This is a genomic window from Salmonella sp. 32100201201700099SM, assembly GCF_017572645.1.
Lineage (GTDB): Bacteria > Pseudomonadota > Gammaproteobacteria > Enterobacterales > Enterobacteriaceae > Salmonella > Salmonella enterica.
Genome location: NZ_JAGERQ010000006.1, coordinates 1 through 19071, shown reverse-complemented (window position 1 = coordinate 19071; position 19071 = coordinate 1). Strand labels below are relative to the sequence as shown.

General features: G+C 54.2%; 20 protein-coding genes. 7 read left to right on the top strand and 13 right to left on the bottom strand.

Going from position 1 to position 19071, the window contains the following annotated elements; translation table 11 throughout:
- The first annotated feature begins 4 nt into the window (after positions 1 to 4).
- The 4 genes from gltD to J4685_RS11105 all read left to right on the top strand — a co-directional run bounded on the left by gltD (position 5) and on the right by J4685_RS11105 (position 5371).
- Entirely contained in the window at positions 5 to 1423 is a 1419-nt protein-coding gene (gene gltD / locus J4685_RS11120; RefSeq protein ID WP_000081705.1) for a glutamate synthase subunit GltD, read from the top strand.
- A 207-nt stretch (positions 1424 to 1630) separates the two neighbouring features.
- Positions 1631 to 2734: a YhcG family protein gene (locus J4685_RS11115; protein ID WP_000184303.1), complete on the top strand. Its 1104-nt coding sequence runs from the start codon at positions 1631 to 1633 to the stop codon at positions 2732 to 2734.
- Positions 2735 to 2850: 116 nt separating this feature from the next.
- Positions 2851 to 4104, top strand: coding sequence for a cytosine permease (gene codB / locus J4685_RS11110; protein ID WP_000076275.1), 1254 nt, complete (start codon positions 2851 to 2853; stop codon positions 4102 to 4104).
- A complete protein-coding gene (locus J4685_RS11105; RefSeq protein ID WP_001180694.1) occupies positions 4091 to 5371 on the top strand; it encodes a cytosine deaminase in 1281 nt (426 codons plus the stop codon). Before codB ends, J4685_RS11105 begins: the two co-directional genes overlap by 14 nt.
- A gap of 81 nt (positions 5372 to 5452) precedes the next feature.
- On the opposite strand, the gene nanQ is transcribed toward J4685_RS11105, so the two are convergent.
- From nanQ to zapE, 11 genes are all read right to left on the bottom strand, one after another.
- Positions 5453 to 5920 (bottom strand): N-acetylneuraminate anomerase, encoded by a 468-nt coding sequence (nanQ, locus tag J4685_RS11100; RefSeq protein WP_000979907.1) that lies wholly within the window; start codon positions 5918 to 5920, stop codon positions 5453 to 5455.
- Positions 5917 to 6792, bottom strand: coding sequence for an N-acetylmannosamine kinase (nanK, locus tag J4685_RS11095; RefSeq protein ID WP_000208976.1), 876 nt, complete (start codon positions 6790 to 6792; stop codon positions 5917 to 5919). The genes nanQ and nanK overlap by 4 nt, the downstream gene beginning before the upstream one ends.
- The gene (locus tag J4685_RS11090; protein WP_011233189.1) at positions 6789 to 7478 is read right to left on the bottom strand and encodes an N-acetylmannosamine-6-phosphate 2-epimerase; all 690 of its coding nucleotides are present in this window, start codon (positions 7476 to 7478) and stop codon (positions 6789 to 6791) included. The genes nanK and J4685_RS11090 overlap by 4 nt, the downstream gene beginning before the upstream one ends.
- Positions 7479 to 7524: 46 nt before the next feature.
- Entirely contained in the window at positions 7525 to 9015 is a 1491-nt protein-coding gene (nanT, locus tag J4685_RS11085) for a sialic acid transporter NanT (RefSeq protein ID WP_000108076.1), read from the bottom strand.
- A 115-nt stretch (positions 9016 to 9130) separates the two neighbouring features.
- Positions 9131 to 10024 (bottom strand): N-acetylneuraminate lyase, encoded by an 894-nt coding sequence (gene nanA, locus J4685_RS11080; protein ID WP_001029662.1) that lies wholly within the window; start codon positions 10022 to 10024, stop codon positions 9131 to 9133.
- Positions 10025 to 10158: 134 nt separating this feature from the next.
- Positions 10159 to 10950: a transcriptional regulator NanR gene (nanR, locus tag J4685_RS11075; protein ID WP_000382926.1), complete on the bottom strand. Its 792-nt coding sequence runs from the start codon at positions 10948 to 10950 to the stop codon at positions 10159 to 10161.
- A 108-nt stretch (positions 10951 to 11058) separates the two neighbouring features.
- Complete coding sequence (gene sspB / locus J4685_RS11070) at positions 11059 to 11559, bottom strand: ClpXP protease specificity-enhancing factor (protein ID WP_000366112.1); 501 nt, start codon at positions 11557 to 11559, stop codon at positions 11059 to 11061.
- 5 nt (positions 11560 to 11564) lie between these two features.
- Positions 11565 to 12203, bottom strand: a complete 639-nt coding sequence (gene sspA / locus J4685_RS11065) for a stringent starvation protein SspA (RefSeq protein ID WP_000257298.1) — start codon at positions 12201 to 12203, stop codon at positions 11565 to 11567.
- A gap of 312 nt (positions 12204 to 12515) precedes the next feature.
- Positions 12516 to 12908: a 30S ribosomal protein S9 gene (gene rpsI, locus J4685_RS11060; protein ID WP_000829815.1), complete on the bottom strand. Its 393-nt coding sequence runs from the start codon at positions 12906 to 12908 to the stop codon at positions 12516 to 12518.
- A 15-nt stretch (positions 12909 to 12923) separates the two neighbouring features.
- Positions 12924 to 13352, bottom strand: coding sequence for a 50S ribosomal protein L13 (rplM, locus tag J4685_RS11055; protein ID WP_000847559.1), 429 nt, complete (start codon positions 13350 to 13352; stop codon positions 12924 to 12926).
- A 300-nt stretch (positions 13353 to 13652) separates the two neighbouring features.
- Positions 13653 to 14777: a cell division protein ZapE gene (gene zapE / locus J4685_RS11050; RefSeq protein ID WP_001191225.1), complete on the bottom strand. Its 1125-nt coding sequence runs from the start codon at positions 14775 to 14777 to the stop codon at positions 13653 to 13655.
- A 192-nt stretch (positions 14778 to 14969) separates the two neighbouring features.
- Between zapE and zapG the strand changes: the two genes are divergently transcribed.
- The 3 genes from zapG (at position 14970) to degS (ending at position 18055) form a co-directional block, all read left to right on the top strand.
- Positions 14970 to 15368 carry a Z-ring associated protein ZapG gene (zapG, locus tag J4685_RS11045; RefSeq protein WP_016505674.1) on the top strand — a complete coding sequence of 133 codons (399 nt, stop codon included), beginning with the start codon at positions 14970 to 14972 and terminating at the stop codon, positions 15366 to 15368.
- Positions 15369 to 15524: 156 nt separating this feature from the next.
- Positions 15525 to 16892, top strand: coding sequence for a serine endoprotease DegQ (gene degQ, locus J4685_RS11040; RefSeq protein WP_000716695.1), 1368 nt, complete (start codon positions 15525 to 15527; stop codon positions 16890 to 16892).
- 92 nt (positions 16893 to 16984) lie between these two features.
- Complete coding sequence (gene degS / locus J4685_RS11035; protein WP_000497705.1) at positions 16985 to 18055, top strand: outer membrane-stress sensor serine endopeptidase DegS; 1071 nt, start codon at positions 16985 to 16987, stop codon at positions 18053 to 18055.
- Positions 18056 to 18088: 33 nt separating this feature from the next.
- Here the strand turns inward: degS and J4685_RS11030 are convergent, their stop codons facing one another.
- On the bottom strand, positions 18089 to 18820 hold the full coding sequence (locus J4685_RS11030) for a triphosphoribosyl-dephospho-CoA synthase (RefSeq protein ID WP_000602028.1): 732 nt from the start codon (positions 18818 to 18820) through the stop codon (positions 18089 to 18091).
- 19 nt (positions 18821 to 18839) lie between these two features.
- Positions 18840 to 19071 (bottom strand): sodium ion-translocating decarboxylase subunit beta (locus tag J4685_RS11025; protein ID WP_139654397.1); only part of this gene is annotated, 232 nt, incomplete at its 5' end.

Sequence of the window (19071 nt, the reverse complement as noted above, 5' to 3'; positions counted from 1 at the left end):
TGAAATGAGCCAGAATGTTTATCAATTTATCGACCTGCAACGCGTTGATCCGCCGAAGAAACCGCTGAAGCTCCGTAAGATCGAGTTTGTTGAAATCTACGAACCGTTTTCTGAAGGTCAGGCGAAAGCCCAGGCGGATCGCTGTTTGTCCTGCGGGAACCCCTACTGCGAGTGGAAATGTCCGGTACATAACTACATCCCGAACTGGCTGAAACTGGCTAACGAAGGGCGTATTTTTGAGGCGGCTGAGCTATCGCACCAGACCAACACCCTGCCGGAAGTGTGTGGCCGCGTCTGCCCGCAGGACCGCCTGTGCGAAGGCTCCTGTACGCTGCACGATGAGTTCGGCGCAGTGACCATCGGTAACATTGAGCGCTATATCAACGATAAAGCGTTCGAAATGGGCTGGCGCCCGGATATGACCGGCGTGCGCCAGACGGACAAACGGGTAGCGATTATCGGCGCTGGTCCGGCAGGGCTGGCGTGCGCCGACGTGCTGACCCGCAACGGCGTGAAGGCGGTGGTCTTTGATCGCCATCCGGAAATCGGTGGTCTGCTGACCTTCGGTATTCCAGCTTTCAAACTGGAAAAAGAGGTGATGACCCGTCGTCGCGAGATCTTCACCGGCATGGGTATTGAGTTCAAACTTAATACCGAAGTGGGTCGTGATGTACAGCTTGAAGATCTGCTGAAAGATTACGATGCGGTATTCCTTGGCGTCGGCACCTATCAGTCGATGCGCGGCGGGCTGGAAAATGAAGATGCGGACGGGGTTTTCGACGCTCTACCGTTCCTGATCGCCAATACGAAGCAGATCATGGGGTTTGGCGAAACCAGCGACGAACCATATGTCAGCATGGAAGGCAAACGCGTGGTGGTGCTGGGCGGCGGCGATACCGCAATGGACTGCGTACGCACTTCCATACGCCAGGGCGCAACGCACGTAACCTGTGCTTATCGTCGTGATGAAGAGAACATGCCGGGTTCCAGACGCGAAGTGAAAAACGCGCGCGAGGAAGGTGTCGAGTTTCAGTTTAACGTTCAACCGCTGGGCATTGAAGTCAATGCCAACGGCAAAGTGAGCGGCGTAAAAATGGTGCGCACTGAAATGGGCGAACCGGATGCCAAAGGCCGTCGGCGGGCGGAGATCGTCGCCGGTTCCGAGCATGTGGTTCCGGCTGATGCGGTGGTGATGGCGTTTGGTTTTCGTCCACACAGCATGGAATGGCTGGCGAAACACAGCGTGGAACTGGACTCGCAGGGACGAATTATCGCGCCGGAACGCAGCGATAATGCTTTCCAGACCAGCAACCCGAAAATCTTCGCCGGTGGCGACATCGTGCGCGGTTCCGATCTGGTGGTGACGGCGATTGCCGAAGGCCGTAAAGCGGCTGACGGGATTATGAACTACCTCGAAGTGTAACCCTTTCGGCTCCCCGGTTGATGCCTTGTGCTGATGGCTGGGGAGCCGATATTCCTCTCCTCAATATCTCTCCTGCCGATTCTGGAAACCCGCTCGTAAATCGAGATGTAATGCCATGTAAAATCCGTTCATGGATTGATTCGTTTACGCCTGAAGCGTATTGATAGCGTTCTAATTTCACAATGAAACTATCACGTAAGGGATGACATGACGAATCCAACTTTAGCGCCACAGTCTGATGAATATCAGCAAATTCATGACGGTATTATTCGTCTGGTCGATACGGCACGTACCGAGACCGTGCGCAGCATCAATGCCATTATGACTGCCACCTACTGGGAAATTGGCCGACGTATTGTCGAATTTGAACAGGGAGGAGAAGCGCGAGCGGCCTATGGCACCCAGCTTATCGAACGATTATCGGTAGATTTAAGTCAGCGCTATAAGCGCGGTTTTTCCACCAGAAACCTATGGCAAATTCGTACATTTTATCTTTGTTTTCAACACATTGAAATTCCGCAGACACTGTCTGCGGAATCTTCAAATCTCATACCGCTCGCCAAAACATTCCCTCTTCCCTGGTCAGCTTATGTGCGTCTGCTGTCGGTGAAAGATAACGATGCCCGCACTTTTTACGAGAAAGAGACGCTACGTAACGGCTGGTCCGTACGGCAACTCGATCGGCAAATCGCCACTCAATTTTACGAACGAACGCTACTGTCCCACGACAAATCCGCCATGTTGCAGCAGCCTGCACCCGCCGAGCCAAACGTTTTGCCGGAGCAAGCCATACGCGACCCGTTCATTCTGGAATTTCTTAACCTGAAGGACGAGTATTCCGAATCAGATCTCGAAGACGCGCTGCTCAGCCACCTGATGGACTTTATGCTGGAGCTCGGTGACGATTTTGCTTTTGTTGGCCGCCAACGCCGACTACGCATAGACGATAGCTGGTTCCGCGTCGATCTGCTGTTCTTCCATCGTCGCTTGCGCTGCCTGTTGCTCGTTGACCTGAAGGTAGGCAAATTCGGTTATGCGGATGCCGGGCAGATGAATATGTACCTGAACTATGCCAAAGAGCACTGGACAATGCCCGGAGAAAACCCGCCAGTCGGCCTGGTTTTGTGCGCAGGGAAAGGCGCGGGGGAAGCGCATTACGCGCTGACTGGCCTGCCAAACACCATCATGGCGAGCGAGTACAAAGTGCAGTTGCCCGACGAAAAATTACTCACAGACGAACTTATTCGTTCGCAAACCATGCTGGAAACTCAACTCACACGCGGTGGTTCACTGACAACGGAGAAAAACTAGCGAACCATTAATGCCATGAATAATTATCAAAAAAAATATCACACGAAAACGTTTGCTTTATTCTGAGAACTGTATATCATGCGGCGGATTTTTTGGGCAAAATTCATGGAGGCGTTGTGTCGCAGGACAACAATTATAGCCAGGGGCCAGTTCCCCAGGCGGCGCGGAAGGGCGTGATTCCACTGACGTTTGTCATGTTGGGTTTAACGTTTTTTTCCGCCAGTATGTGGACCGGAGGGACACTCGGCACCGGTCTTACCTATCATGATTTCTTCCTCGCAGTTTTCTTCGGTAATCTCCTCCTCGGTATCTACACTGCATTTCTTGGCTACATCGGCGCAAAAACCGGACTCTCCACCCACCTCCTTGCACGTTACTCCTTTGGCGTTAAAGGCTCATGGCTTCCCTCGCTGCTGTTAGGCAGTACTCAAGTGGGCTGGTTTGGCGTTGGCGTAGCGATGTTCGCTATTCCGGTCAGTAAAGCGACGGGCATTGATGCCAATATCCTGATTGCCGTTTCGGGTCTGCTGATGACCCTGACCATTTTTTTCGGCATCTCGGCGTTGACCATTTTGTCTATCGTTGCCGTACCCGCGATCGTTATTCTGGGCAGCTACTCCGTCTGGCTGGCGGTCAGCGGCGTGGGTGGGCTGGAGCATTTAAAAACGATAGTGCCGCAGACGCCGCTGGATTTTTCCAGCGCGCTGGCGCTGGTGGTGGGCTCGTTTGTCAGCGCCGGTACATTGACCGCCGACTTCGTCCGCTTCGGACGTCATGCCAAAAGCGCCGTACTGATTGCGATGGTCGCTTTTTTCCTCGGTAACTCGCTGATGTTTATCTTCGGCGCGGCAGGCGCTGCCGCCGTCGGTCAGGCGGATATCTCTGACGTGATGATAGCGCAGGGGCTGCTGCTGCCCGCGATTGTGGTGCTTGGCCTGAATATCTGGACCACCAACGATAACGCGCTGTACGCATCGGGTCTGGGCTTCGCCAATATTACCGGTCTTTCCAGCCGCACGCTGTCGGTGGTGAACGGGATTATCGGTACCGTGTGCGCGCTGTGGCTTTACAATAATTTTGTCGGCTGGCTGACGTTCCTGTCATCTGCCATCCCACCGATTGGTGGAGTGATTATTGCCGACTATCTGGTGAACCGCCGCCGCTATGCCGACTTCAACACCGTGCGCTTTATTCCCGTTAACTGGATTGCTATTCTTTCCGTCGCGCTGGGCATCGCCGCCGGACATTATGTTCCTGGTATTGTGCCCGTCAACGCCGTACTCGGCGGCGTCTTCAGCTATATCCTGCTGAATCCACTTTTCAACCGCAGCCTTGCTAAATCACCAGAGGTCAGCCATGCAGAACAATAACATCACTATTCGTCAGACGCGTCTGCAGGGACACGAAGGATTATGGCAGATTACGATTGAAAACGGGCGCTTTAGCCGGATTGAGCCTCAGGAAGCCACATCGTTACCGCAGGGCGAAGTGCTTGATGCCGAAGGCGGTCTGGCTATTCCACCGTTTGTTGAGCCACATATCCACCTGGATACCACGCAAACGGCGGGTGAACCGAGCTGGAACCAGTCCGGCACACTGTTTGAAGGGATTGAGCGCTGGGCAGAACGTAAAGCAATGCTCACGCATGAAGATGTGAAAGCGCGCGCGATGCAGACCCTGAAATGGCAGATGGCTAACGGCATCCAGTACGTTCGTACTCACGTTGACGTTTCAGATCCTACGCTCACCGCGCTGAAAGCCATGCTGGAAGTGAAGCAAGAGGTTGCGCCGTGGGTAGACCTACAAATCGTCGCCTTTCCGCAAGAAGGTATTCTGTCTTATCCCAACGGTGAAGCGCTGTTAGAGGAAGCCGTGCGTTTGGGCGCTGACGTTATTGGCGCCATTCCGCACTTTGAGTTCACGCGGGAATATGGCGTTGAATCGCTGCACAAAACCTTCGCCCTGGCGCAAAAATACGATCGCTTGATCGATGTGCACTGCGACGAAATTGATGACGAGCAGTCTCGCTTTGTCGAAACGGTCGCGGCGCTGGCGCATCGTGATGGCATGGGGGCGCGCGTGACCGCCAGCCACACCACGGCTATGCACTCGTACAACGGCGCGTATGCGTCACGCCTGTTCCGTCTGTTGAAAATGTCGGGGATTAACTTCGTCGCCAACCCGCTGGTAAATATTCATCTGCAAGGGCGGTTTGACACTTACCCGAAACGTCGTGGCGTCACGCGAGTGAAAGAGATGCTGGAAGCGGGGATCAACGTCTGCTTTGGCCATGATAACGTCTTCGACCCGTGGTATCCATTAGGCACCGCCAATATGCTGCAGGTGCTGCATATGGGGTTACACGTTTGCCAGTTGATGGGGTATGGGCAAATCAACGACGGGTTAAATCTGATCACTACCCACAGCGCAAAAACTTTGCACCTGCAGGACTACGGTCTGAGCGTCGGCAATGCCGCGAATCTGGTTATCTTACCCGCTGAGAATGGATTCGATGCGGTACGTCGCCAGACGCCTGCGCGTTACTCGATTCGCCACGGGCGAGTGATTGCCGAGACGGTGCCGAGCCAGACGACGCTGCACCTGACCCAGCCGGAAGCCGTGACGTTTAAGCGTTAACCCGTCATACCCGCGCTCTCCGGCACATTCACCACGCAGCCCGTAAGGGGCTGCGTTCGGAAGACTGCTCCGGCAAGAGATTCAGGCCGCCAGCAGACTGGCGCGTACTTTCACTACCACTTTCTTGATGTCATCCGGCTCACCCACTGCACATCCCGGTTTATGCGGTTCTCCTGGCATAAACACAGCAAACATCCCCGCTTGCAGCGTAATAGTCTGCTCGTCGGCAATTTGACTACAAAGCTGGTAATCCTCTTCAACGTGCATCCCCTCGCACTGGCGAGCGGCACCGGACATCCCAAACGCAATACGCTCGACGCCGGTTAGTAGTAGCTGAATATCAATGTATTGTTCATGCAATTCCGCTTTCTTCTCGGCCGGCATTTGCGTCGTTAACTGCATTACATTCATAAAGACATTGTCGCCCTGCAATTCATAGCGCCCCGGCGCTTTCTCCTGCGGCCTTGCCGCCAGCGCGAGAGTCAAGGCATCCAGCAGTCGCGGATGCAACCCGCAAGAAGGCAACGACTGTACTTCCCCCATCATCATAATGTGTCTCCTTGAGCTAACAACGCAGCGCCTAATAATCCTGCGTCATGCCGATAGCGAGCGGCGCTCAGCGCCACGTGATAAGGCGCAGGCTCTTGCATCAAAAACGCGCGAACCTGCTCCAGGTATCCCTCAGCTAACCCTACGCTGCCGCCAATGACCACACACTGGCAGTCGGTAGTCGCTTTCACATCGGCGATCATCCGCGCTATTACCTGCGCGGATTGGCTTACCAGATGTCGCGCCTGCTGATGACCTTCGCCAGCGCGAATAAATAGGGTTTTGGCGTCGCATCCCGCCAGATCGTCCCGCGCCGCCGCGGCCATCCCTCGTCCGGAGGCGATGGCCTCTACACAACCAACGCGTCCACAGCCGCATACGGGCCCGTGTGGGTCCGCCAGGGTGTGTCCCAGGTGCCCGGCCAGACCGCCTTTTCCGGTAAGGAGCTTGCCGTCGCAGACAACGCCGCCGCCAACGCCGGTTGAAACGGTGATAAATACCATATCGCGGATATCATCAGGGAGCGCGTGATACTCCGCCCAGGCCGCCGCCTGCGCGTCGTTCACCGCCAGCGTCGGCAGGCCAGCGATCGCTTCCAGTGTTTGTACTAACGGAAAGTGTAGCAAGCCGCCCAGATTATGGGGGTTTAGCGCCAGCAGCATCCCTTCCTGAATGATCCCGGTAGAAGCTATCGCTACCTGACGCGCCTCTGCTCGTAGTGGTTCAACCAGCGCCTTTAATGCTTCACGTAACGCATCCGGCGTTTTGCTCGCGGGGGTCGGTAGCTCGCGACGCTGGCTAATGCGCAAGTTGTTGTCGATGAGCGCGGCGGCAAGTTTAGTACCGCCAATATCGATTGCTAACGTAGTCATGACGCCGCCTTTTTTAATGCGTCGTTATACCATCCACAGATATGTTCCAGACGGGTAATGGCGGACCCTACCGTCACCGCCCATGCGCCATAGCGGATCGCCTCCGCCGCCAGTGTTGGCGAGTTATAGCGCCCTTCGGCTATTACCCGGCATCCGGCGTCATGCAACGCTTTGACTAAGGGCAGATCGGGTTCCTCCGGCGTATCGGGGGTGGTGTAGCCGGACATTGTCGTGCCGATAATGTCCGCGCCCAACCGTTGGCAGGCGAGACCATCGTCCACGGATGAGCAGTCGGCCATCGCCAGTAGATGGTGGTGATGAATGCGCGCCAACAACGCCTCAACGGCTACCGGCCGTTGCCGAGCGGTTCCATCAACGGCGATAATAGCTGCGCCAGCCTGCGCCAGCGCATCTACATCGTCGAGAAAAGGGGTAATGCGCACTGGAGAGTCGTCCAGATCGCGTTTGATAATGCCGATAATGGGTACCGAAACGAGCGAGCGAGCCACGCGCAGGTTGTCTATGCCTTCAATACGCACCGCAACCGCGCCCGCCTGTTCCGCTGCCAACGCCATTGCCGCTACAATCTCCGGCTTATCCAGCGGACTGCCCGGAACGGGCTGGCAGGAGACAATCAGGCCGCCAGAAGCGGCAATATTTTTATCCAGTTGTTCAAGTAACGACATACTACTCCCTTACAAATATTGCCCGGTTGAAAACCGGGCAAGCGGATTAACTTTTCGTTTTTACAAAGGCACCTTTACCACTGCCAAGCGGTACGGCTCCGCTGAACGGTTTGTCGTCAATAGCATCGTGGGTGCGTAACGCTTCCGGACGTAGCCAACGCTGTACGCGAGACGGCATATCAAGCCCAATAAGCAGGATCACGACAAACGTCAGGCTGAAAGAGAGCGATGCCAGCGCAGTGCCCAGATCCAGACGTTGAGCGATCAGCGCTCCCAGGATCGGCGCCAGCGCGCCGCCGAGCGCGCCGACGTTATAAGTAAAGCCCAGCCCCGCCGCGCGCTGATCGGTATCGAAGTAACCGCCGATCAGTTTCGGTAGAATCCCGGCAATCCCCTGCCCCAACATCTGTTGGAAAAACAGTAGCAGACCCAGAACCCAGACGTTTGTGCCGCCAATCGCAAAGACCGGAATAATGAGGATTTGCGAGGCCAGCAGGCTACAGACATATGCTTTACGCGTTCCCAGCCAGTCGCCAAGAAAACCGCCTACGCAGCAACCAACCGCCGCGCCAAATCCGCTAAAGAACAGGACATTCGCCACCGTATGCGGATCGTAGGCCAGCTCGGTTTTCAGATAAGTGGGTAATAGCGCCTGAATCGGCCAGGAATAGAGGAAAGCAAACAGTACCACCAGCATCAGCATGACGCCAGTGGGCCAGCGTTTACCGCTGCTCTGCACCATAAAGCTGATAAAGATAACCGCGCACAGTAGTCCCAGCCCCGCCACAATCGCAGCATTTTGTAGGTTACCGGCAAAACAGAACCACAGCGCAGCGGCGGCGGCGAAAGTCATTAACATGTTGATGATGCGATGTTCGCCCCGATAAAGAATGTCGACCATCGTGCGTACCGGCGCTTTACCCGCGTGTTTTTCTTTCCAGTCTTCCGCTTCCGGAATGTTTTTCCGCAGCCAGAGGGCGAAGATAATTGGCAAAATGCCAATGAAAAACAGCGCGCGCCAGCCCCAGACAGGCACCACCAGGCTGTACACCTGCGCGGCAACGACCGCGCCGACGGAGAAGCCGGAAATCAGAAAACCACTGGCCTTATTGCGTAAATGTTTTGGCCAGCTTTCAATCACATAGGTCGCGCTGGAACCATATTCACCCGCCATGCCCATACCAATCACCAGTCGGGCGATGAACATGGTGGTGTAACCGGGCGCAAACCCGCAGGCCAGGGTTCCCACCGAAAACAGAATGATGCTGCTGACCATCGCCAGACGACGCCCATAGCGATCGCCCATCGCGCCCAGTAATAACCCGCCGAACCAGCGAGAGATAAAAGCCGCAGAAATCAGGCTTGCCGCCTGTACCGTCGTCAGCCCAAATTCGCTTTGTACCTCAGTCAGTACAAGAGCAATCAACACAAAATCAAAACCATCAAGCAGATATCCCAGCCAGGCAGCGGAAAATGCCCGCCACTGCGCCCGGTTGAGATGGCGATACCACGGGATGTTCTGGGTAGAAGTACTCATTTTACTCTCCCGACGATTTTTGTTGTCGTTATGCCGAATGGCGGCTCCGCCTTATCCGGCCTACTGTTCGCACTGTTGTAGGCCGGGCAAGCGTAGCGCCCCCGGCATTATGCTGTTACGCCTTTTCTTCCATCAGTTGTTGAGCCAGCGCCTTGAGCGCCGGCAGATATTTTTCATCAACAGGCGCAAACGGTTTACGACATAGCGGCACCGATACCACGTCCATATAATGCAGGACCGTTTTCAGGCCGCGGAATACGCCGGTTTTAATCAGTAAATCAATAACCTTATTGCACTCGGTTTGCAGACGCTGCGCTTTCGCCACATCGCCCTCACGCAATGCCTGAACAATCCCCTGATAACGCCAACCCATAATGTTGTATGTGCTGCCGATACCGCCGTCCGCGCCCGCCAGCAGACCGGAAGCGAAGATTTCGTCATAACCGTTGTACAGCACCAGATCCGGATGCGCGCGGCGGATCTGCTCCATCTGGAAGAGATCGCCGGAGGTTTGCTTCAGCGCGTTCACGCCCGGTAATGTCACCAGCGTATTGATCTGATCGAGGGTAAGTTTTACGCCGCTTAACGCCGGAATGTTGTATACCACCATCGGCAATCCATCTGCGGAATCAATGATTGCCCGATAATGGTCACAGTGCTCTTCAAAACTGAAAGGGTAATAAAAAGGCGTCACCGCAGAGACCGCATCAAAACCGTAACGCTTTGCGGCGCTGGCAAGCTGCTGGCTTTCTGCGGTGCTTACTGTCCCGACATGGGCGATCAACGTGATTTTTCCCTTCGCCTCTTCGGCGACAATCTCCAGTACCTGCTCTCTTTCAGCAAGGCTCTGTACGAATGCTTCCCCGGTGGAACCGCCAACGTACAGCCCGTCGATACCCTGCCCGATGTTAAAACGCACCAGACGGCGCAGGCTTTCGCTATCCAGTTGCTGCTGATGATCAAATGGGGTCAACAACGCCGCCATTACGCCTTGCAATGCTTTTGCCATACCTACCTCTACGGATGATGAATATATTAACTACCTACCTTTATACCTGTTATACCAGATCAAATAAGCAGCAAATAATACAGAACGCTTATAGTGCGATCTGCTTCACTAAACCGGGATCGGAGGTGCGATCGCTACCGCATTTTTTGACTTTTTTTACCGAGCGCGTGCCAGGTAGCGGAAACGCTATTGAGGTGGGTTTGCAGAGCGCGATCCGCTTTATCGGGATCTCGCTGGCGAATGGCATCAACAATCACAATATGCTGTTGATAACTCACGTTATTATGTTCATGCAGCTCACGATCGGGAACGCTTGGGCGAGCAGCGATTAGCCAGTCCAGCAGAGCAACATGAATAGCCATAAAGATCGGATTGCCGGGAATTTCAGCCAGCACCCGGTGAAACTCGACATCCGAACGAATAAACAGCGCGTTGTCATCCAGCGACTGGCTATTAATTTCCAGCGCTTTCGTTAACAACGCGATCTGCTCGTCGGTGGCATGTTCCGCCGCATAGCGTACCAGGCTGGATTCAAAGAAAAGCCGTAGCTGTTCAAAGTGAGCGATGCCGCCAGGATGAGTAAGAAAATCTTTCGCCATACCCGACAGTTCGCTGATGATGGTATCAGCAGAGGGGCGCGAGACGCGGGCGCGTTCGCCGTTATTGATTTGCACCAGACCTTTACGCTTCAGCGCAGCTAACGCTTCACGCACGGAGGGACGTCCCACATTGAAGAAGGCCATTAATTCACGTTCAGACGGTAGCTGTTCTCCCTCGCCAAACTCATGACGGCGGATCATCTGCTCCAGCTCTTCCTCAACCATTTCAGACAGTTTTTTACGCGCCAGCGGGCGGCGGCGCAAACTACGCCCGAGGGATGTCGGTGAATCTTCTGCTTGCGAATCAAATGCGTTCATAACGTCCATTCATGAGTGGTCGGTGGCAAATAATAGCAAGCTTATCGTAACACAGCTTCAAAAGCAGGGAGAACCCGCGAGGAGACCAAACAAAACAGGCCCTTCAGGGCCTGTTGATTATTTTACTACGCGTAGCGCCGGACGTCCGCCACGCGGCGGAGGCGGCTCGTCATCAGGACTACTGTCGTCATCGTGGTCGGGCTTATCGCCATCAATGACGGACATCACGGTCTCGCTTTCCGCGCCTGCGGTATTGTCATCATCATTTAAGCTGACAACGTCTTCATCATAGGCGGCTTCAGGCTCAAACATGGTGCCTGCGCCGTTTTCACGGGCGTAAATCGCCAGCACCGCAGCCAAAGGCACAGAAACCTGACGGGGAACGCCGCCGAAGCGCGCATTAAAACGCACTTCATCATTAGACAGCTCCAGATTACCTACCGCCCGCGGCGCAATATTGAGGACGATTTGCCCATCACGCGCATATTCCATAGGGACATGCACGCCAGGCAGCATCACATCCACCACCAGATGCGGGGTCAACTGGTTATCCAGCAACCACTCGTAGAAAGCACGCAACAGATAGGGACGACGCGGCGTCAACTGTGACAAATCCATACAGGTTAACCCCGACCGAGGCGCATTTCACGTTCAGCTTCGGTTAAAGAAGCCAGGAAAGAATCACGTTCAAAGACGCGGGTCATATAGCCTTTCAGCTCTTTCGCCCCTGCGCCGCTGAATTCGATACCCAACTGCGGTAAACGCCACAGGAGAGGCGCCAGGTAGCAATCAACCAGGCTGAATTCGTCGCTCAGGAAATACGGTTTCTGACCAAATACCGGCGCAATCGCCAGCAGCTCTTCACGCAGTTGTTTACGCGCAGAGTCGGCCTCGGAAGCAGACCCGTTTACGATGACGTTCATCAGCGTATACCAGTCTTTTTCAATACGGTGCATGTACAGACGGCTTTCACCGCGCGCGACCGGATAAACCGGCATCAGCGGCGGATGAGGGAAACGCTCATCCAGATATTCCATAATGATGCGAGATTCCCACAGGGTCAGCTCACGATCCACCAGTGTCGGAACGCTTTGATTCGGGTTGAGGTCAATCAGATCCTGAGGTGGATTGTCCTTTTCCACATGTTCGATCTCAAAACTAACACCCTTTTCAGCCAACACAATGCGGACCTGATGGCTATAGATGTCAGTAGGACCAGAAAACAGCGTCATTACCGAACGTTTGTTGGCAGCGACAGCCATGAAAACCTCCAGGTATATTCAGAATTTTTACTGCTACCAGCCACAATGTGACCAGCCAGATGTTATGTCACCCAGGGCGAAAAAAGCCATCATTGCTCAGAAACGAGACAAAAAATGAACATTCCCCGCTATTTGGGCAGAAAATTGGATGATAGTTTACCAGATTTTGTGACCTTTGTGGTGAGTCGATTCTGGAAATGGGGAAAAAGAGACAACAATCCGCATTTCATCGTGACAGAAATGCATTGCCCATAAAAAAACCCGCCGAAGCGGGTTTTTTCGCTAACAGTTGTCTGCCGAAGCAGAAACCCATTAACGTTTGGAGAACTGTGGACGACGACGTGCTTTACGCAGGCCGACTTTCTTACGTTCAACCTGACGAGCGTCACGAGTAACGAAGCCAGCTTTACGCAGTTCGCCACGCAGGGACTCGTCGTACTCCATCAGAGCGCGGGTGATACCGTGACGGATCGCACCAGCCTGACCAGAGATACCACCACCTTTAACAGTGATGTACAGATCCAGTTTCTCAACCATGTCGACCAGTTCCAGCGGCTGACGAACTACCATGCGGGCAGTTTCACGACCGAAGTACTGTTCCAGAGAACGTTGGTTGATAACGATTTTACCGTTGCCCGGTTTGATGAACACGCGAGCTGCGGAACTTTTGCGGCGACCAGTGCCGTAGTATTGATTTTCAGCCATTGCCTATAATCCCGATTAGATGTCAAGAACTTGCGGTTGCTGTGCCGCGTGGTTGTGCTCGTTGCCCGCGTAAACTTTCAGTTTACGGAACATAGCACGACCCAGCGGGCCTTTTGGCAGCATGCCTTTAACCGCGATTTCAATCACACGCTCAGGACGGCGGGCAATCATCTCTTCAAAGGTCGCTTGTTTGATACCACCGATGTGGCCGGTGTGGTGATAGTACACTTTGTCAGTACGCTTGTTGCCGGTTACAGCAACTTTGTCAGCGTTCAGAACGATGATGTAATCACCGGTATCTACGTGCGGAGTGTATTCCGCTTTGTGCTTACCGCGCAGGCGACGAGCCAGTTCAGTAGCCAGACGGCCCAGAGTTTTACCGGTCGCGTCAACAACATACCAGTCGCGTTTTACGGTTTCTGGTTTAGCTGTAAAAGTTTTCATTAAAAGCTTACCCAAATAAATAAGTTACACGTTGGTGAACACCCAAACGTTTAAATAGTTGAGGTTCACACGACAAAGTCCGGTAAACCTACCCCCTCGGATATGTTTGGCCGGCACAGAGAAAGTTTGGGAAAAAACTCTCTTGTAACGTGGGGTCGCAGGATTATAGAGAAGTCCAGGTCAAAGATCGACCCCTTTTTGCGATTTGCCGCGGGTTTTGTTCAGGCCTGGTTCACCCTCGGTCGGGGAGGTTGCACAGATATAATACCGCACAATGCCGGGACGCTGCGCTTGTCCGGCTTACGGCATATGCTCCCGCTTGAGGTACTCCGCACTCTGCATCTCTTGCAGGCGCGACAGACAGCGCTGAAATTCAAACTTGAGTCGCTCCCCCTGATAAATCTCATATAACGGCGCGGCGGCGCTGACCACCAGCTTAACGTGGCGCTCGTAAAACTCATCCACCAGCGCAATAAAGCGGCGCGCTTCGTTCTCCATCAGCGGCGTCATGACCGGCACGTCAAACAGCAGAACCGTGTGAAATAACCTTGAGAGCGCAATGTAATCATGCTGGCTGCGGGCCTCGACGCACAGCGTAGCGAAAGAGACCGCTAGCGTTTGGTTTTCAACGCCCAGGGTGGATAAAGGACGATGATTGATTTCCAGCGTCGGAGCGTGCTCGCGCGCGGCCCCCGCTAACGCCAGCCACAGTTTATCCATTTGCCGCCGGGTTTCATCATTAAGCGGCGTTAGCCATAAATGGGCCTGCGTCAGCGTCCGCAGCCGGTAATCGACGCCGGCGTCCACATTCATAATGTCGCAGTGCTGTTTAATGGCATCGATAGCCGGCAGGAAGCGGGCGCGTTGCAAACCGTTGCGGTAGAGTTCCTCCGGCGGAATATTGGAGGTCGCGACCAGCGTAATGCCGCGTGCAAACAGCGCTTTCATTAAACCGCCCAGCAGCATGGCGTCGGTAATATCGGTGACGAAAAACTCATCGAAACACAGTACGTCCGTCTCGGTTTTAAACCGATCGGCAATAATGTCTAACGGATCGATCTGTCCCTGTAGCGCGGTAAGCTCTTCATGCACGCGCAGCATAAACCGATGAAAATGCAGGCGCAATTTTCGCTCACCCGGCAGGCTGTGGTAGAAGAGATCCATGAGCCAGGTTTTGCCGCGCCCCACGCCCCCCCACATATACAGCCCGCGAACCGGTATTTGCGCGTCCGGTTCGTTTTTGCCTAATAATTTCCCCAGTCGCGCTATCAGACCGCCGGGTGGCGTAGCCGACGATTTTTTCGCGGTGAGCGCCTGATAAAGGGTTTCCAGACGGTCGACCGCCTCTTTCTGTACGTCGTCAGGCTGATGGGTGCCTTCGTTGAGTGCCTGGAGATAACGCGATGTAGGGGAAAGACTTTGCATAATGTTATTGTTATTCCTTGAAAATCGATGTGCCGTCGTTCACGGTTGACGAAAAAAAGGCCGTTCTACACTACGCGATATGCTGTCGGGATTCCACTTCTACGAAATTAGCGGTTATAGTGGCATAATCAGGCGCGGGCATGGAGCCTGGAGCCAACACCCTACGGAAACATAAGACAACGGGAGATGTTCATGACCTGGGAATATGCGCTAATTGGATTAGTCGTCGGTATCATCATTGGTGCCGTGGCCATGCGTTTTGGTAATCGTAAGTTACGTCAACAGCAGGCATTGCAGTACGAACTGGAAAAAAACAAAGCTGAGCTGGAAGAGTACCGTGAAGAGCTGGTTAGCCACTTTGCCCGCAGCGCGGAACTGCTGGATACCATGGCGCATGATTACCGCCAGCTGTATCAGCATATGGCGAAAAGCTCCAGCAGCCTGCTGCCGGAAATGTCTGCGGAGTCGAATCCGTTCCGTAGCCGTCTGGCGGAGTCTGAGGCGAGCAACGATCAGGCGCCAGTACAAATGCCACGTGATTATTCTGAAGGCGCGTCTGGCCTGTTACGTAGCGGCGCAAAGCGCGATTAATCGCACGCCGTTAAGAAATTTATCGGGCGCATCGCTTGCGCCCTCTCTCTATCTTTCCTGTCCCAGCTATTATCATTGTTACCAGGCTGAAAATTCAATAACATCAATCTGTTTTGAATTGTCTATCCGTTCATTCAAGGTACGAGAGCAGCATCCATGAAAAAACACACCCAGCTGTTAAGTGCATTAGCGTTAAGTGTCGGATTAACTCTTTCGGCACCGTTTCCAGCCCTTGCATCGATACCAGGCCAGGTGCCAGGCCAGGCGACGCTGCCAAGCCTTGCCCCTATGCTGGAGAAAGTGCTGCCTGCTGTCGTCAGCGTAAAAGTCGAGGGAACCGCCACCCAGAGCCAAAAAGTGCCGGAGGAGTTTAAAAAATTCTTTGGCGAGGATCTGCCAGACCAGCCGTCCCAGCCGTTTGAAGGACTCGGTTCGGGGGTGATTATCGATGCCGCGAAAGGCTATGTATTAACCAATAATCATGTGATTAATCAGGCACAGAAGATCAGCATTCAACTGAATGACGGACGCGAATTCGACGCGAAGCTGATCGGCGGCGACGACCAGAGCGATATCGCTCTGTTACAAATTCAGAATCCCAGCAAGTTAACGCAAATTGCCATCGCCGATTCCGACAAACTCCGCGTCGGCGATTTCGCCGTGGCGGTTGGTAATCCGTTTGGCCTTGGACAAACCGCCACCTCCGGGATTATTTCAGCGCTGGGACGCAGCGGGCTTAATCTGGAAGGGCTTGAGAACTTTATTCAAACCGATGCCTCTATTAACCGCGGCAACTCCGGCGGCGCGCTGCTTAACCTGAACGGCGAGCTGATCGGGATTAATACCGCAATCCTCGCGCCAGGGGGCGGGAGCATCGGCATTGGCTTTGCTATTCCTTCCAATATGGCGCAGACGCTGGCGCAGCAGTTGATTCAGTTCGGCGAAATCAAACGCGGATTGCTGGGAATTAAAGGCACTGAAATGACCGCTGATATCGCTAAGGCATTCAAACTGAACGTTCAGCGTGGCGCTTTTGTCAGCGAGGTTTTACCCAATTCAGGTTCGGCGAAGGCCGGGGTGAAATCCGGAGACGTGATTATCAGTCTTAACGGTAAGCCGCTGAATAGCTTTGCCGAACTGCGTTCACGTATCGCCACCACCGAACCGGGCACGAAAGTGAAGCTGGGCCTGCTGCGCGATGGTAAGCCGCTGGAGGTGGAAGTCACGCTGGATTCCAATACCTCTTCTTCCGCCAGCGCCGAAATGATCGCCCCGGCGTTGCAAGGCGCGACGTTGAGCGACGGCCAGCTGAAAGACGGGACGAAAGGCGTTAAGGTTGATAGCGTCGAAAAAAGCAGTCCTGCCGCGCAGGCCGGTTTGCAAAAAGATGATGTTATCATCGGCGTTAATCGCGATCGCATCAGTTCTATCGCCGAAATGCGCAAAGTGATGGCGGCAAAACCGTCCATCATTGCTCTTCAGGTAGTACGCGGCAACGAGAACATTTATCTATTGCTGCGCTAATCCTGTCTTAAACCGGGCATCAGCCTGCGATGTGATGTCCGGTTAACTCATGGTATGCTGCTGCCGTTCCCTTTTTTAACGACGCCTCCATCATGTTTGTGAAGCTCTTACGTTCGGTCGCAATAGGTTTAATTGTCGGCGCTATTCTGTTGGCCGTCATGCCTTCTTTGCGCAAAATTAATCCTATCGCCGTCCCGCAATTCGACAGTACCGATGAGACGCCAGCCAGTTATAATTTTGCGGTTCGCCGCGCCGCGCCTGCCGTCGTCAATGTCTATAACCGCAGTATGAACAGTACCGCGCATAATCAACTGGAGATCCGCACGCTGGGTTCCGGCGTGATCATGGATCAACGCGGTTATATTATTACCAACAAGCACGTGATTAACGATGCCGATCAGATTATCGTCGCGCTACAGGATGGCCGCGTCTTTGAAGCGCTACTGGTTGGCTCCGATTCGCTTACCGACCTGGCGGTGCTGAAGATCAACGCCACTGGCGGGCTGCCTACCATCCCGATTAATACAAAGCGTACACCGCATATTGGCGACGTCGTACTGGCTATCGGCAACCCATATAATCTGGGACAGACCATCACCCAGGGGATCATCAGCGCAACGGGTCGTATCGGCCTGAACCCGACGGGGCGACAGAATTTTCTCCAGACCGACGCCTCGATTAACCACGGTAATTCCGGCGGCGCGCTGGTCAACTCGTTAGGCGAACTGATGGGGATCAACACCCTCTCTTTTGATAAGAGTAACGATGGCGAAACGCCGGAAGGCCTTGGTTTTGCGATTCCCTTCCAGCTAGCCACGAAAATTATGGATAAGCTTATCCGCGACGGTCGCGTGATTCGCGGCTATATCGGTATTGGCGGACGAGAAATCGCGCCGCTGCACGCGCAGCAGGGTAGCGGCATGGACCCGATTCAGGGCATTGTCGTTAATGAAGTAACGCCAAACGGCCCCGCCGCGCTTGCCGGTATTCAGGTTAATGATTTGATTATTTCGGTCAATAATAAACCCGCCGTGTCCGCGCTGGAGACGATGGATCAGGTGGCGGAAATCCGCCCGGGCTCCGTCATTCCGGTCGTGGTAATGCGGGATGATAAGCAGCTCACGTTCCAGGTGACGGTGCAGGAATACCCGGCGTCGAACTAAAACGACGCAGCTTTTGCCTGCGTCGTTCGACGGCTAGTCAATAAAGACTGGCCCTGCCGGAAAATGCGCCAGGAAACTCGTGAAGATCAGCAGAGCGGGGAGACTTTTCTCCCCGACGGCCTCTTCACGCAGCGCCTTATCGAGTGCCAATAAGCCAGACTCGCCCCCTTCCCCCAGAATGCCGCCCATCCAGAGCAGTCGTTGCGCCTGTTGACGCGCATACTGCGATGCGCTTTTCCAGGCGACCAGATGCAGCAACGTTTGTAACAGCAGGACCCGAGACGCGTGACCATCGCGTTGCAATCGCCTGAATACGGGTAATGCAATACTACGTACCGTCGAGAAACCGCTCGCCGCCTCCCCCTCAATCGGCGATAAACCAACAGCCGCCTGTTTGACGAAATCGCATAACTGATTGTGTGTTAATGGCCGCTCGCCTGCGCTCATATACCCTGCGGCAAAACAGAGTAACCCGATACCCTGAGCCCAATCGGTCGATGGCAGAATCCCCTGCGGAATATTCGGTGCCGACGTCTGTGCGGCACAAAGCCCCTCGTCGTAACACTGTGCAAAACGTTGCTCATATATTGCTGAGTTGACGCCAGACCACGGCAGCAAATGCAGCGCTGGCTCAAGCTCAGTTATCTGACTCACCGTCTCAACAACATAATGCAAGATGGTTTCTCTGGATGGCATGGATGTACCTTGCCGAAACGCAACCATTTCACTCATTACTGTGTCCTCATTTTGCGGGAGCAGAATCACTGCTCCCGATTAGATTGGATTACATCGCCAGCACGTACTTCAGCATCACGCCCGCCGCAATGGCCGAGCCAATCACCCCCGCCACGTTCGGCCCCATCGCGTGCATCAGCAGGAAGTTCTGCGCGTCCGACTCCAGCCCCACTTTGTTCGATACGCGTGCCGCCATCGGCACTGCCGACACCCCGGCTGAACCTATCAGCGGGTTGATTTTGTTCTTACTGCACAGGTTCAGCAGCTTCGCCATCAGCACC